Annotated in this window: 1 protein-coding gene; it reads left to right on the top strand. The window is 65.1% G+C overall.

What is annotated here, in order from left to right; translation table 11 throughout:
* The first annotated feature begins 395 nt into the window (after positions 1-395).
* The gene (locus tag ACO2SS_RS28740) at positions 396-1,016 is read left to right on the top strand and encodes a tyrosine-type recombinase/integrase (RefSeq protein WP_423281292.1); all 621 of its coding nucleotides are present in this window, start codon (positions 396-398) and stop codon (positions 1,014-1,016) included.
* Positions 1,017-1,185 lie beyond the last annotated feature (169 nt).

The raw sequence follows: 1,185 nt of genomic DNA, 5'->3' as shown, positions 1-1,185 counted from the left end.
CCGGCTTTCGCGATGGCGCTGACGATCGTTGCCGAAACAGATCTCCTCTCGGCCGTCCCGCGCAGCTTCGCTGAGGCGCTCGGGTCACCAGCAGGCGTCGTGCTGGTTGAGCCACCGTTGAGCTTACCTCAATTCACGATGAGGTCGGTCGTGCCCAAGTCGGGGCTGACGGACACCGGGCTCGCTTGGCTACGCTCCACGGTCTCTGCCCCGTCAGCTAGCAATGCCGCTCGACGTAGAAGACCTGAGAGTACCGCCCAGTCGAAGCCGTCGTGGGCACCGCAAGCTGAGAACGTCCGTTCTCGGGCAGCCCCTTAGTGTCCGCTCATGGCGCACCCGAGTAGTGCGTCAGCGCGGCGAGTTCGATGCTGACCTCTCCTAAGTAGGAGAGTGACATGCGTTCAGATCACGAAGCCGGTCGTGGATCCTGGAACCACGGCCGCATCATCGGACCGAAGCCGCCTCTCAAGCCGAGGCATATTTGGGCCATTCGGACCCGGTTGCAGCACGAGGGTCGCGTTCGCGACCTCGCGATGTTCAATGCGGCTATCGACAGCAAGCTGCGGGGCTGCGACCTCGTCCGACTTCGCGTCGCCGACATCCACCTCGGGGACTCGATCCGGCTTCGCACCACCATCGTACAGCAGAAGACCGGCAGGCCGGTGCCGTTCGAGCTGACCGAGCCGACTCGAGAAACGCTCGCGGCTTGGCTCCGCGTCCGGGGTCTACGAGGGAGCGACTGGCTCTTCCCCAGCCGGAGCCGCCCAGTCGATCACCTGACGACACGTCAGTACGGCCGGTTGCTGGACGACTGGGTTGCTCTGATCGGGCTCGATCCCGCCGCCTACGGCACGCACAGCCTGCGCCGGACGAAGCTCGCCCTCGTGTATAAGCGCACCGGCAACCTGCGAGCACGCCAGCTTCTGCTGGGACACACGAAGCTCGAAAGCACTGTCCGGTACCTCGGGATCGAGGTCGACGACGCCCTCGTCCTCTCGGAGCAGACCGACCTCTGAAGCAACCACGGCGGCTCCTCGCCGCCGTGACCCGAGCGACCGCTCAGGGTGGAGAGCGGTCCCTTGGAAACATTGGATCGCGCGCTGGACCCTGATTGGGTCCGGGCTATCGCCCGCGTGCCCGAGACGGTTTAGGAGGCCGTGTTGGGCTTCCGGCAAGAACCTGCAT

Source organism: Enterovirga sp. CN4-39, assembly GCF_049446235.1.
Lineage (GTDB): Bacteria > Pseudomonadota > Alphaproteobacteria > Rhizobiales > Beijerinckiaceae > Enterovirga.
The sequence above is the reverse complement of the archived record's forward strand: the minus strand, read 5'-3'. Positions and strand labels throughout refer to the sequence as shown.